General features: G+C 46.2%; 18 protein-coding genes. All 18 read left to right on the forward strand.

Features of this window, described 5'->3' with window-relative positions; translation table 11 throughout:
- The first annotated feature begins 93 nt into the window (after positions 1–93).
- The 18 genes from AC1DM9_RS06895 (at position 94) to xseB (ending at position 12,741) form a co-directional block, all read left to right on the forward strand.
- A complete protein-coding gene (locus AC1DM9_RS06895) occupies positions 94–360 on the forward strand; it encodes a YqhV family protein (protein ID WP_076266945.1) in 267 nt (88 codons plus the stop codon).
- 103 nt (positions 361–463) lie between these two features.
- Entirely contained in the window at positions 464–1,513 is a 1,050-nt protein-coding gene (gene spoIIIAA / locus AC1DM9_RS06900; protein ID WP_441886153.1) for a stage III sporulation protein AA, read from the forward strand.
- A complete protein-coding gene (spoIIIAB, locus tag AC1DM9_RS06905) occupies positions 1,510–2,028 on the forward strand; it encodes a stage III sporulation protein SpoIIIAB (RefSeq protein ID WP_076266947.1) in 519 nt (172 codons plus the stop codon). The genes spoIIIAA and spoIIIAB overlap by 4 nt, the downstream gene beginning before the upstream one ends.
- Before the next feature lie 15 nt (positions 2,029–2,043).
- Entirely contained in the window at positions 2,044–2,247 is a 204-nt protein-coding gene (gene spoIIIAC, locus AC1DM9_RS06910; protein WP_054024280.1) for a stage III sporulation protein AC, read from the forward strand.
- A gap of 39 nt (positions 2,248–2,286) precedes the next feature.
- Positions 2,287–2,682, forward strand: coding sequence for a stage III sporulation protein AD (gene spoIIIAD, locus AC1DM9_RS06915; RefSeq protein ID WP_054024281.1), 396 nt, complete (start codon positions 2,287–2,289; stop codon positions 2,680–2,682).
- Between the two features lie 8 nt (positions 2,683–2,690).
- A complete protein-coding gene (spoIIIAE, locus tag AC1DM9_RS06920; protein WP_477579325.1) occupies positions 2,691–3,935 on the forward strand; it encodes a stage III sporulation protein AE in 1,245 nt (414 codons plus the stop codon).
- Between the two features lie 17 nt (positions 3,936–3,952).
- Entirely contained in the window at positions 3,953–4,708 is a 756-nt protein-coding gene (gene spoIIIAF, locus AC1DM9_RS06925; protein WP_477579185.1) for a stage III sporulation protein AF, read from the forward strand.
- Positions 4,709–4,740: 32 nt separating this feature from the next.
- Complete coding sequence (gene spoIIIAG / locus AC1DM9_RS06930; RefSeq protein WP_477579187.1) at positions 4,741–5,373, forward strand: stage III sporulation protein AG; 633 nt, start codon at positions 4,741–4,743, stop codon at positions 5,371–5,373.
- A 32-nt stretch (positions 5,374–5,405) separates the two neighbouring features.
- Positions 5,406–6,038 (forward strand): SpoIIIAH-like family protein, encoded by a 633-nt coding sequence (locus tag AC1DM9_RS06935; RefSeq protein ID WP_477579189.1) that lies wholly within the window; start codon positions 5,406–5,408, stop codon positions 6,036–6,038.
- A gap of 231 nt (positions 6,039–6,269) precedes the next feature.
- Positions 6,270–6,761, forward strand: a complete 492-nt coding sequence (accB, locus tag AC1DM9_RS06940; protein WP_441886165.1) for an acetyl-CoA carboxylase biotin carboxyl carrier protein — start codon at positions 6,270–6,272, stop codon at positions 6,759–6,761.
- Positions 6,762–6,814: 53 nt separating this feature from the next.
- Positions 6,815–8,170, forward strand: a complete 1,356-nt coding sequence (accC, locus tag AC1DM9_RS06945; protein WP_076266952.1) for an acetyl-CoA carboxylase biotin carboxylase subunit — start codon at positions 6,815–6,817, stop codon at positions 8,168–8,170.
- A 136-nt stretch (positions 8,171–8,306) separates the two neighbouring features.
- Complete coding sequence (locus AC1DM9_RS06950; protein ID WP_076266953.1) at positions 8,307–8,714, forward strand: Asp23/Gls24 family envelope stress response protein; 408 nt, start codon at positions 8,307–8,309, stop codon at positions 8,712–8,714.
- Between the two features lie 102 nt (positions 8,715–8,816).
- Entirely contained in the window at positions 8,817–9,374 is a 558-nt protein-coding gene (gene amaP, locus AC1DM9_RS06955) for an alkaline shock response membrane anchor protein AmaP (RefSeq protein WP_477579191.1), read from the forward strand.
- A 14-nt stretch (positions 9,375–9,388) separates the two neighbouring features.
- Positions 9,389–9,619, forward strand: a complete 231-nt coding sequence (locus tag AC1DM9_RS06960) for a DUF2273 domain-containing protein (protein ID WP_441886173.1) — start codon at positions 9,389–9,391, stop codon at positions 9,617–9,619.
- A gap of 150 nt (positions 9,620–9,769) precedes the next feature.
- Positions 9,770–10,213, forward strand: a complete 444-nt coding sequence (nusB, locus tag AC1DM9_RS06965; RefSeq protein WP_054024290.1) for a transcription antitermination factor NusB — start codon at positions 9,770–9,772, stop codon at positions 10,211–10,213.
- A gap of 50 nt (positions 10,214–10,263) precedes the next feature.
- On the forward strand, positions 10,264–11,124 hold the full coding sequence (folD, locus tag AC1DM9_RS06970; protein ID WP_076266956.1) for a bifunctional methylenetetrahydrofolate dehydrogenase/methenyltetrahydrofolate cyclohydrolase FolD: 861 nt from the start codon (positions 10,264–10,266) through the stop codon (positions 11,122–11,124).
- A gap of 8 nt (positions 11,125–11,132) precedes the next feature.
- Complete coding sequence (xseA, locus tag AC1DM9_RS06975; RefSeq protein ID WP_477510518.1) at positions 11,133–12,509, forward strand: exodeoxyribonuclease VII large subunit; 1,377 nt, start codon at positions 11,133–11,135, stop codon at positions 12,507–12,509.
- A complete protein-coding gene (xseB, locus tag AC1DM9_RS06980) occupies positions 12,487–12,741 on the forward strand; it encodes an exodeoxyribonuclease VII small subunit (RefSeq protein WP_076266958.1) in 255 nt (84 codons plus the stop codon). The genes xseA and xseB overlap by 23 nt, the downstream gene beginning before the upstream one ends.
- Positions 12,742–12,743 lie beyond the last annotated feature (2 nt).

The following is a 12,743-nucleotide window of genomic DNA, read 5'->3' on the forward strand; positions in this document are numbered from 1 at the left end:
CGCCTAACAACGTGCCTGTGCCCGGCATGAAAGACAGACAAGCCAGCATATGATTAAGGAATAGTCGTTTCATTGAAGGGAGGTTATCCATTCATGCTAAATAAAATTGTATTAACGATGGCTTCACTGCGGCTGACGTCTGGAACAATTGAGATCTGCGCTGCACTGCTCATGCTTCGTTTAAATCAAATTGACAAGGCGCTAGTAGTAAACTCATCACTTGCTTTAGTAGGCCCTCTTATTCTGATAGCTACAACAACGGTGGGGCTCGTCGGGATGTCCGATAAGCTGTCGCCAGGCAAGTTTCTTTGGGTAGGAGCGGGCGTCATTTGCTTGATGATCGGTATTTTGAAAAAATAATAGATTTCAACTCTAGCATTTATGAAATGGGGCAGACATATTTTCGCAATACAAGCATACAAATAGGAACTACGAAGGACAAACATCCGGGAGTGATAATCATATGCTGGCACGCGTATCACATTTATTGCCTTTGGAGCTGAAGACGCTGCTGGAGCGCCTTCCTGAACAAATGCAGGAGCAGCTGGAGGAAATTCGGATTCGAGAGGGACGACCGCTAGAAATAGGGTTCCGCGGACAGTCTCGATTTATGATGATTGACGGGACGCTGCGTCAGGCTGCCGACGGAGCATACAAGCCTTCGGCAGACACATGTCGCAAGCTGCTCGAACGCATTACCAACTATTCCTTGTATGCGATGGAGGAGGAACTGAGAAGGGGCTTTATAACGGTTTCAGGAGGACATCGCATTGGACTAGCGGGCAGGACGATACTCGACAGCGGCGCTGTGAGGGGTATCCGCGATATTGGCGCATTCAATATTCGAGTTGCTAGAGAAGTGATCGGAGCGAGTGCGCTTCTCCTGCCCAAACTAATCGATCGGACGAGAAAAACGCTGCATTCCACTCTCATTCTAGCTCCACCGCAGCAAGGTAAAACAACACTCGTGCGTGACATTGCGAGATCAGTCAGCTATGGGTTATGGCCAAGCCTAGAAGCAAGCGGATGGCAGGGCCGAAAGGTAGGGATTGTAGATGAGCGTTCAGAGATTGCAGCCTGTGTTCGCGGTATTCCAACGTTTGATGTTGGACCTAGAACCGATGTTATGGACGCTTGTCCGAAGGCAGAAGGCATGATGATGCTGCTGCGCTCAATGTCGCCAGAGGTCATGATTATTGATGAGATTGGACGGCCTGAGGATGCGGAAGCCATCCGAGAAGCAAGCCACGCGGGAATTAGTGTAGTCGCAACCGCGCACGCCTACGATTTGCAGGATGCTAGAGGCAGGCCGGTGCTGCTGAAGCTGCTGGAAGAAGGGGCGTTCACCTACGTGGTGGAGCTGAAGCGCACAGATCAAGGTATCATGCACCGCGTCGTTCCTGCTGAGGCAGTCGCCGAACGAGCTCCTGCACGCGAGCCAAAGCCGCCTAATCGGCAGCTTGCGGATACTGCACCTTCATTCTCTGGTCGATTCCGAGCTGGTGACCCGTGATAAAGCTGTTAGGTGCGGTTTTGGTCCTGTTTGCAGGCACGATGATAGGCTTCCAGCAAGCAGCGAAATTCGCCGAACGTCCAAGGCAGCTAAGACAGCTGGCACATGCACTGCAAAGGCTGGAGACAGAAATAGGTTATGGTCATACTCCATTGCCAGAAGCACTGGAGAGGACAGCTTCTGCTACTCCGGAGCCGCTAGCAACCATTTTTCGCAAGGCAGCAAACGGGGTTTGGGAAACCGAAAGCTTTACCTTCAGCGATAGCTGGGAGCAAGCGATAAAGTCACAATGGGATGCAACATCGATGCGAAAAAACGAACAAGCCGTACTTATACGTTTAGGAACGACGCTTGGTATAAGCGATAAGGAAGATCAAATGAAGCATATACATCTTGCGTTATTGCAGCTGAAGGCTGAGGAGGACGCTGCGAGAGACGATCAGGGGCGTTACGAGAAAATGTGGAAAAGTCTCGGAATTTTGATCGCCGTTCTGGTCGTCATTTTGATGGTGTAGTGGGGTGCCGCATTGATGAATATGGATGTGAGCGCCATTTTCCAAATTGCTGGAATCGGAATTGTTATCGCAATGATACATTCGGTGCTGAAGCAAATGGGGAAAGAAGATATGGCGCACTGGGTAACGCTAATCGGATTTGTTGTCGTTTTGTTTATGGTTGTTCGAATGCTTAATGAATTATTCCAAGAAATTAAATCGATTTTTTTGTTCCAGTAGACGTCATCATTTAGAAGTGATTGCAAGCAGGTGAGCCAAATGGAAATGATTCAAATCGTTGGTCTTGGTCTGATGGCTTCGGTACTCATTATTGTCGTTCGAGAGCAAAAACCGATGTTCTCCTTTTTGCTCGCCGCGTTTACGGGATTGTTTATATTCCTGTATTTGATCGGCAAAATCGAAATTGTCATTTCCGTGCTTGAGGATCTGGCTAATCGATCAGGTATCCCTTCCATTTACTTGAAGACGATCTTGAAAATAATCGGAATCGCATATATTGCTGAGTTTGGAGCACAGATCGTCAGAGATGCAGGGCAAGAAGGAATTGCCTCAAAAATCGAATTTGCCGGCAAAGTGTTTATTCTTGTTATGGCTGTCCCTATTATCAGCGTCATTGTCGAGACAGTAATCGGGCTGCTGCCGGATGGGGGTTGAAGCGAATGATGAAGCTGACTCCTGCACGTGAACGGGCCAAGCTGTTGCTGTTCATCTTTGTATCCATGATCATTTTATCAATCGCTCCGACAGTTACCTATGCCATTAGCGGTGAGAGCGCAGCGCCGGTTTTGGATAATCAAGCTAACGCGGATGAGCTTGCAAAGGAGCTGACAACCCAGCAGATTGGCGGATTGGAAACGGGTGCTGTTGAGTCTTACTGGAACAATCTCCGAAGCGAGTATGGCGGTTTTTTCCCAGAGCAGCATATTCCAAGTTTCATGGAGATGATTTTTCCAGGAGGTGATGGCCTAAAGCTAACGGATATGCTGAGCGGCCTGCTGAAGTATTTGTGGCATGAGGTGCTCTATAATGGCAAGCTCCTTGTGACAATAGTGATGCTGACGGTATTCAGTATGGTGCTCGAAACGCTGCAAAATGCTTTTGAACGAAACGCGGTCAGCAAGGTAGCCTACTCGATTACGTACATGGTGCTTATCATTATCGCGGTAAACAGTTTCCATGTTGCAATGGGTTATGCAAAAGGAGCAATTGAAAGCATGATTCAATTTATGCTTGCGATGGTCCCGCTACTGCTAACGCTGCTTGCTTCAATGGGCAACGTAGTCACCGTATCGGTTTTACATCCATTGATCATTTTCATGATTCATGCCGTAGGAACACTCATTTACACGCTAGTGTTTCCATTATTGTTCTTTTCGGCCGTGCTTCATATAGCAAGTGCTTTATCAGAAAAATTCAAGGTTACCCAACTAGCTAATCTGCTGCGAAACATTGGAGTAGGCGTTATGGGAGTGCTACTGACGGTTTTTCTAGGAGTCATCTCCGTACAAGGAGCGACAGGAGCGGTTACAGATGGCGTTACACTGCGAACGGCTAAGTTTGTAACAGGAAATTTCGTCCCTGTTGTAGGGAGAATGTTTTCCGATGCGGCGGATACAGTCATCTCTGCTTCCATGCTTGCGAAAAATGCAATTGGCTTAGCAGGTGTCATTATTCTGCTCTTCATCAGCGCATTTCCTGCAATCAAAATTTTGACGCTAGCGCTCATTTATAACATTGCTGCTGCTGTCATGCAGCCGCTGGGAGAATCACCGATCGTCACCTGCCTAGAGACGATCGGCAAGACGATGATTTACGTATTTGCGGCTTTGGCTGCTGTCAGTCTTATGTTTTTTCTTGCGGTTACGATCATTTTGACTGCAGGCAATGCGGCGATGATGGTCAGGTAAGGAAGGGGACGAGAGCTGTGGTTGCTTGGTTAAGCGACTGGCTGAGAGATATTATTGCAGTCATTCTTCTGGCAGTGTTCGTCGAACTTCTGCTCCCGAACAAAGCAATGCAGCGCTACGCTCGGCTAGTAGTCGGCTTGTTCATCCTTCTGACGATACTCTCACCCATATTGAAACTTATACAAAGCGACATTGGAGCCAAGCTGGATGAAGGAATGGACAATTGGAGCAAATCTGCCATGAAGGTTGAATCGCAAATGAGCGGATTAAACCAAATTAAGCGAGATGCTCAGGCGATGAGCGATAAGCGCAGCCTGGAGGCTGCAAAATTAACGGAACGAACATTGGAAGCATCCATTCGAATTGAGCTGGTCGAGCGGACAAAAGCTCCTATAGCAGAGGTTGATGCCGTATTGAAGTGGACTACCGTTTCCGGCAAAGCAACTCCCTATATTAGTGAAGTAACCGTGACACTCAAAGCAGCAGATAACAAAAAAAGCTCGTTTAAGGAAGAGGCTTCCGTGGAAGCAGTGCAGCCCGTTGTTGTAGATGTTGAAATATCGCCTATTGAAGGTGGAAGCACAGTTCCAAGCGGTATAGATGATAAAGCTGCTCTGGAAGCATCTACGGAAACGGAAAAGACGGAAGGGAATTGGTCAAGAGCTGATCCAGCGACTTCAGCTGCAATAAGCAGCTTGATTTCGAAGGGGTGGGGGCTTGCTGAGGATCAAATCATCGTAAGGCAACCTGCGGATCAACAAAAGGCGAAGTGAGAGGTTCAAGGATGGAGAGGGGGTAAGGCGCGGTGGCCAAATGGCTTGATGGCATAGAATCAGCGGTTGGCGGCGGTCCTGGCGGTCCAAAGCGAGTGCGGACACTGCGAATTTTATTAATCATTGGGGGGATTGGTGCAGCACTAATGATTCTAAATTCATTTTTAACCTATAAAGGAGTTGAGCCCTCTGTGCAAGAACCTAATCCGCCGCCTCAGTCGGAGGCAGCTTGGGGCAATTCAGTTACCTCAGGAAGTTCAGTGTTCGCCACTCTCGAAAACTCCTTAGAAGTAAGGCTGAAGGAAATTTTAGAGAAAATTGTAGGCGTTGGAACGGTTGATGTGCTTGTAACTCTCGATTCTACCGAAGAAAGCATCCTAGAACGAAATACACAAGAATCGCAGCAAATTACGGATGAGAATGATCCGAACGGCGGCAAGCGGCACATTACATCAATCACAAAAGACGGACAGGTCGTACTGTACGAAGTGTCCGGGGACCAAAAGCCAATTATTACTAAAACGATTAACCCGCGCATACGCGGTATTCTCATAGTTGCCAAAGGTGCTGAAAACGTAACAGTCAGACGTCTCATTACCAATGCGGTGGAGAAGGGCATCAACGTACCGGTTAATCGTATTTCTGTTGTACCAAGCAAACAATAAAACCAAATTGAAATGATGGGGAGGGTGTTCTCATGAACACGAAAAGACAAACGGTATGGCTTGTATCAATGCTCAGTTTAATGGTGGTATTATCAGCGTATTATTTATTCACACAAGATGTGGATACGCCTGATGTGTTGACGGATGGCTCGCAAACAGAGCAAGCGGCGCAAAATGCGACAGAAGCTGCAACAAGCGGCAATGGCATCGTTGTAAACGAGGTAGAGAAGCCAGTTGATGGAGCGGTTTTGAGCGAAGCTGATAAAGAAACTTTGAAACAGATTGATGCGCAAGGATTAGCAGCAGGCGGCGTATTTAGTGAACTGTTAGCGAAACGGGAAATGAAATACAACGAAGTTGATAATCGGGTGATGGCAGCAGTTAATGATACGCTTAAAAAACCGGAGGAAGCATCTGCTGCAATAGCTGAGCTTGACATGCTGGAGGAGAAGCACACGAAGCTCACAGGGATTGAAACAGAGCTGCTGAAACAATACGAAAATGTAGTTATCGACGAGCAAAGCGATAAATACAATGTAGTGGTTTCAAGCGATAAGCTTGAGAAAAAGCAAGCAGCAGACATTATTAAGCTGGTTATGAGCACGCTTGATGTCGATGCTGATCAAGTATCCGTACAATATGTATCGGTTAAACAGCCTCAATAGCTCTACCATCAAGAAAAGGCCTTGTCCCTTCGGCATATTAGCTGGAGGGGGCAAGACCTTTTTTTTGGCTGTCATGCTCGAATATACAAAAAATGATTCGTGTTCAGGCTTGTTTATGATATAATGTTAAACGTTATGTGAAAGAATTGGTTATAATGGCATGGACACCATTTAGGTGTACAAGCTATGGAAGCAATCTTGCTATCGCAAATTTAAGGAGTGAAAATATTCATGTTCAAATTGAGCGAGATCAAAGAGTTGATCAAATTGGTTGATCAAACTTCCGTTCATGAGCTGGAAATTGAAAACGAAGGGACTCGCCTGCTCATACGCAAGCCTGGCAAAACAGAAGTGGTGAATGTGCAAGCGGCCCCAATTACGCATACATACGCGCCTGCACCATTACAAGCTCAGCCAGCCGCTCCAGCAGCGCAGACTCAAGCCGTACAAGAAACGGCACCAGCTCGTCCTTCAACGGATCATTTGCACCAAATCGTATCTCCAATGGTAGGAACGTTCTATAGTTCTCCGACTCCGGAAGCAGGAGCTTTCGTAAAAGTAGGCGATCGCGTAAATGATAAGAGCGTCGTATGTATATTGGAAGCTATGAAGCTGATGAATGAACTTGAAGCAGAAGTTAAAGGCGAAATCGTAGAAATTTTGGTTTCTAATGGTCAGCTCGTTGAGTACGGCCAGCCACTATTCCTTGTAAAGCCTGAATAATGAAGTGAGTTGACGTCCGAACAGGGAAACTGTCGTTTGAAAGGGGTTCCTACGTGAAATTTCACAAAATATTAATTGCAAACCGCGGTGAGATTGCTGTACGTATCATTCGCGCTTGCCGCGAATTAGGTATTAGCACTGTTGCCGTTTATTCCGAAGCGGATCGTGATTCGCTTCATGTACGGTTAGCCGATGAAGCCTATTGTATCGGGCCCACGGCATCTAAAGACAGTTATTTAAACTTAACGAATATTATGAGCGTAGCTACAATAACCGAGTGTGATGCTATCCATCCAGGTTATGGTTTTCTAGCTGAAAACGCTGACTTTGCTGAAATATGCGAATCATGCAATATCACCTTCATCGGGCCATCGCCGGAAGCCATTAATAAGATGGGCGACAAAGCGGTTGCTAAGCTGACGATGAGAACGGCTGATGTGCCAATCATTCCGGGTTCTGACGGTCTTGTTGAGAATATGGATGAAGCTATCCGTGTCGCTCGCGAAATCGGCTACCCCGTTATTATTAAAGCAACAGCGGGCGGCGGAGGCAAAGGCATCCGAATTGCGGATGACGAGACAACGCTAGTAGCGCAAATTACGACTGCACAGCAGGAAGCTCAAAAGGCTTTCGGAAATGCGGGCGTTTATCTGGAAAAATATTTGACGGGCATGAAGCACGTTGAAATTCAAATTATGGCTGACAAGCACGGCAATGCTGTTCATTTGTTCGAACGTGATTGCTCTGTGCAGCGCAGACGCCAGAAGCTCGTCGAAGAGGCGCCTTGTTCTGTTCTTACTCCTGAACTGCGGGATAAGATGGGACAAGCAGCAGTTCGCGCTGCTTTAGCTGTAAATTACTCAGGCGCAGGAACATTAGAGTTTCTACTTGGCCCTGATGAGAAGTTCTACTTTATGGAAATGAATACGCGTATCCAAGTTGAGCATCCCGTAACGGAGATGATCACTAACGTGGATTTAATTAAAGAAATGATTTCTGTAGCAGAGGGCAATCCACTTTCATTCTCACAAAGTGATTTGAAAATTACTGGCTGGTCCATCGAGTGCCGGATTAACGCAGAGGATTCCGAAAGGAACTTTATGCCTTCTCCTGGCCTGATCCCCTTTTACTTGCCGCCAGGCGGCGCGGGTGTACGTGTGGATAGCGCAGTTTACCCTGGCTATACGATTTCACCGCATTACGATTCGATGATTGCTAAGCTTATCGTTTGGGGCTCAACCCGCGAAGAAGCCATTGCAAGAATGAAACGGGCATTGTCTGAATTCGCTATTGATGGCATTCGGACAACCATTCCTTTCCATTTGAAGCTGCTGAATCACCCGAAATTCGTAAGCGGAAACTTCGACATTAAGTTTCTTGAGGAGCACGATATTAACGCTCCTGAATGAAGATACGACAAAGATGTGAACAAGTAGTATCGTTTGTCATATTTCTTACCGAATGTTATAGTATATTAACAAGATGCGGTTTATTGCTTGGCCTTGACGCCGAGTACGCGCAACTTTAAGGAGGTGTACAGCCATCATGAGTACGATAGCTGCGGAGTATGAGAAAACGGACATTGGCACGATTCAAATTGCACCTGAAGTCATCGAAGTTATCGCTGGATTAGCTACGATTGAAGTGGATGGAGTCGCTGGAATGAGCGGCGGATTTGCAGGAGGCATCGTAGAGCTTCTTGGACGCAAAAATTTATCCAAAGGTGTTAAAGTTGAAGTGGGTCAGCGCGAAGCTGCGGTAGATGTATCCATTATCGTTGAGTACGGCAACCGTATTCCGGAGATCGCTTCGGAAATTCAACGTAATGTGAAACGTTCTATCGAGATGATGACGGGACTCCACGTTGTTGAAGTGAACGTACATATTCACGATGTACATTTCAAGACGCCTGATAAACCGGAAGAAGAAGAAGTACTGCACCGAGTTAAATAAATAAAGATGTTTTAATTAAATCCCGTACAACCCCCTCGTGAATGGGCATGCCGCTCGGCGCAAGGGGGTTTTCATTCGGCTTGGCAGGAGGAGGCGCTACGCATGATTAAGGTCGTGGACAAGCTGCTTTTGTTTTTGTATAGCATCGTGATTGGATGTTTATCCGTTTTTCTGCTATCCATAGGATTTGGCTGGATATCGCGAGATTTATTAAGCGATTTAATAGGCGATTTATATCGTATCGACTCCATACAGATTACGCTCGCAGTTGTCGGAGTCATCCTATTCATTCTTAGCCTAAGGTTTTTTGTCGTATCTCTTTATCRCGGATCAGCTACAGCTCCGTCAATTGATCAAAGAACTGATTTCGGAGATATTCGCATCTCTCTTGAAACCATTGAAAATTTGACATTGAAAGCAGCATCGCGCCAGCGCGGCGTTAAGGACTTGCGTGCTCGCATTCGGGCAACGGATGCTGGACTTGATATCGTAATACGCGCTGTAGTAGATGGAGAAAGTTCCATACCGGTGCTTACGGAAGAGATTCAACGTACGGTGAAAGAGCATGTAGAGGATATTGCCGGTATACCCGTAACGAACGTTGCGGTATATGTTGCGAACATCATTCAAACGGGGACATTTAAGAGTCGCGTGGAATAGAGGTGAGTTTGCTCATGTGGAGGGAATTCTGGAACATCTATCAGAAGCGTATGATTGGCGCAGCGATAGGGCTGTTTTTCGGATTGCTATATTTGTTTGTCGGTTTTTGGGACATGCTTTTTGTAGGGCTGCTCGTCTCAATCGGTTATTGGATCGGCTTACAAAAGGAAACAAGCGACGGACCTGTTTTTCCATGGCAGCGGCTTTGGTATTCGTTGTTGGAAAGATTTCGACCGTTTAAATGATCCTGTGGTCTCCTCCGTACTCCGGATTTCGGAAAGCCGCTTATTCGGGGCAGGGAGGAGATCATAGGTTTTTTTTGAAATATTGGCTTGAACAATTGAGTTTACAAGAATAAAACCATTTTATCGGCATGAAACTGCCGCGGAGGTCACATGAAACGTAGATTAGCACGAGAAATAGCGATTTCAAGCTTATACCAGATGGAAATGAATGAAGTTACGGCTTCAGATGCAGTGGACATGCTTGTGGAAGAAATGAGTTTAGATAATGAAATGGGTGCCGATCCTGCTGAGATAGGCAGCACAGATGCGTTCGCACGTGAGATTGTAGCTGGCGTAATGGAACATAAGCAAGCCATTGACGGTATGCTACAGCAATTTTTGACAGGCTGGCATATTGATCGTTTATCCCGTGTAGATCGCCAGGTTCTAAGGCTTGCTACGTACGAGATGGTATTTCGCGATGATGTTCCGCCGAAAGCAACGATCAATGAAGCGATTGAGCTTGCCAAGCATTTTGGCACAGAGGAATCCGGCAAGTTTGTAAACGGCGTACTTGGAAAATTGCTTTTGGAAATCGAAGAATTAAAATCATAATGGATATGAAATTAATCAAACATTCATCGATGTAAAAGGAGACTGGAGCTATGTGTGCACAAATCATTGAAGGAAAGAAAATATCCGACCTTATCCGTGAGGAGATGATTACGGAAACTGCAGCCTTGAAAGAAAAGGGAATTATCCCAGGTTTGGCAGTCGTACTCGTAGGCGAAGATCCTGCCTCAAAAGTTTACGTTGGCTCTAAGGAAAAAGCTTGCCAGCAGCTTGGTTTTTATTCAGAGGTACATCGTTTAGACGCAGACACAAGTGAAGAGGATTTACTTGCTGTTATTGAACGTTTGAACAATCAGTCTACGATCAACGGGATTCTAGTTCAACTGCCTCTTCCGAAGCATATTAACGAGAAGGCTGTTATTGATGCGATTGCCGTTGAAAAAGATGTTGACGGCTTCCATCCGGAAAGTGTTGGCAATTTGGTTATTGGCGACGACAGCCTGCTGCCTTGTACGCCTGCTGGAGTAATTGAGCTTATTAAGCGCAGCGGTGTTGATATTTCGGGGAAACATGCCGTTGTTATCGGAAGAAGCAATATTGTGGGCAAGCCAGTTGCCATGCTGCTGCTTCGTGAGAATGCTACAGTTACGATCTGTCATTCTCGTACTGCAAACATGGAGGAAATCGCTAAACAAGCAGATATTCTTGTTGTTGCCATCGGGAAGGCAAAAGCTATTGACAGTAAATTTGTTAAGCCAGGGGCAATTGTTATTGATGTCGGCATTAACCGTTTGGAGAGCGGCAAGCTCGCGGGTGATGTTGATTTTGACGATTGTTTGGATACAGCCGGCTTCATTACACCAGTACCAGGCGGAGTTGGTCCGATGACGATTACGCTCTTAATGAAAAATACGATTACAGCAGCAAAAAGGGCTAACGGAATTAAGGAGTGATGGCGGGCATGGCTGATCAGCCTCGAATTTATTCCATAAAAGAGCTTAATCGGTATATTCGCATGAAAATGGAGTCGGATACACTGCTTGGCGATATTTGGCTGCGCGGTGAAATTTCCAATTTTACACATCATTCAAGCGGACATATGTATTTTACGCTGAAAGATAGCGATAGCCGAATCAAATCCATTATGTTCTCATCCCATAACCAGCGGCTTCCGTTTATACCTAAGGAAGGTACAAAGGTAATTGCTAGAGGGAATATAACGGTTTATGAACGCGACGGCAATTATCAATTTTATGTTAATTCGATGCAGCCTGACGGTATTGGGAGCTTGTATCTAGCGTTTGAACAGCTTAAGAGCAAGCTGAGCAATGAAGGGCTCTTCGCAGAGTCACGCAAACGGGCGATTCCTCTTTTTCCAAAGGCTATTGGAGTTATCACATCGCCAACGGGTGCAGCTGTACGTGATATTATCATTACTTTGCAGCGCCGTTACCCATTAATACCGATCTATGTTTATCCTGTGCTCGTTCAAGGGACTGGGGCAGCACCTGCTATTGTAAAAGCGATAGAAGCAATGAACCGTTTTGGCGAAGCCGACGTATTAATTGTAGGGCGCGGCGGCGGATCATTAGAAGAGCTCTGGGCTTTCAATGAAGAATCCGTTGCTCGAAGCATATCGAACTCGCAGATTCCGATAATTAGTGCGGTAGGCCATGAAACAGATTTCACGATTGCTGATTTTGTCGCTGATTTGCGTGCCGCCACACCTACAGCTGCGGCAGAGCTCGCTGTTCCGAGCATTTCCGAATTGAAGCAACAGCTGAATCGCCAGCAGCAGCGTCTAGTACAAGGAATTCGCTACCGTGTGAGTGATGAGAAGGAGAAGCTGCAGCGCATAAGGCGTTCACCTTTTTTCTTGCATCCGCGCAGGTACTTGCTTGAGCAGGCTGAACGGCTCGATCGATTGTCAGAGCAGCTCGTTCAGCGAACAAAACGTATTACAGAACGAAGTCATATAAGATTGGCAAGGCAGCAAGCTACACTTTCTGCCCATCATCCTGGCGAGCGGGTAGCTTTCGCAGCCAAAAGGTGGCAGACAGCGACGAAGCAGCTAGAGAGTGCTATGAATAATTCTGTTAAAGACAGGAAAAACAAGCTTTATACCTCTATGAAGCAGCTTGATGCCTTAAGTCCTTTAAAAGTTATGTCTAGAGGTTACAGCCTTGTGTATGATGAGCAAGAGCAACGATTAATCAAATCGATTCGCGATGTGAAAGTAGGCGACATCGTAAAGGTGAAAGTAGCAGACGGTCAGCTAGATTGTCATGTAGGTTCATTGAGAGGAGAGCAAATGGATGGCAGCAACGAATCAAAGTGAGCTCACTTTTGAGCAAGCAATGGAACGACTAGATTCTATTGTATCTAAGCTTGAGAATGGCGATGTTCCTCTTGAGACAGCGATTGAGTTATTCCAGGAAGGAATGAAGCTTTCGCAGCTTTGCGGGGGGAAACTTGAGCAAGTTGAGCAAAAAATCGAACTATTGATTGAAACAGAGCAAGGCTTCCAGAAAAAAACGTTTGCAGATGCAATCGAGAATAAAGGGGAATAAGC

This window comes from Paenibacillus sp. 01T431, from assembly GCF_056398625.1.